At 46.6% G+C, this 335-nt stretch carries 1 protein-coding gene; it reads left to right on the forward strand.

The genetic code is table 11. The annotated features are described in order from the left end of the window. Positions 1-64 precede the first annotated feature (64 nt). Positions 65-335 (forward strand): circularly permuted type 2 ATP-grasp protein (locus BWR59_RS31815; RefSeq protein WP_218191331.1); only part of this gene is annotated, 271 nt, incomplete at its 3' end.

The following is a 335-nucleotide window of genomic DNA, read 5'->3' on the forward strand; positions in this document are numbered from 1 at the left end:
TTACGAGCCTGTTTATGGTCAATTGACTAATTTGTCAGACTCAGCTTTTCAGCGGCGCCGGCGTATGGCAGACCTGGCTTTTAGAAACCAGGGCATCACTTTCACTGTATACAAAGATGCCTCTGGTGTAGAGCGCATTTTTCCTTTCGACCTTGTGCCGCGTATCGTGCCGGCAAAAGAGTGGGAACTGATTGAAAGAGGTTTAGAGCAAAGAATCGTCGCGCTCAATGCCTTTTGCAGAGACGTTTATCATGACCAGCATATATTGCGCGAGAAAGTCATTCCGGCTGAAATGATTTACAGCGCAAAAATGTTTCGGCGCGAGATGATTAATG

This window comes from Pseudomonas sp. Bc-h, assembly GCF_002080045.1.
Taxonomy (GTDB): Bacteria; Pseudomonadota; Gammaproteobacteria; order Pseudomonadales; family Pseudomonadaceae; genus Aquipseudomonas.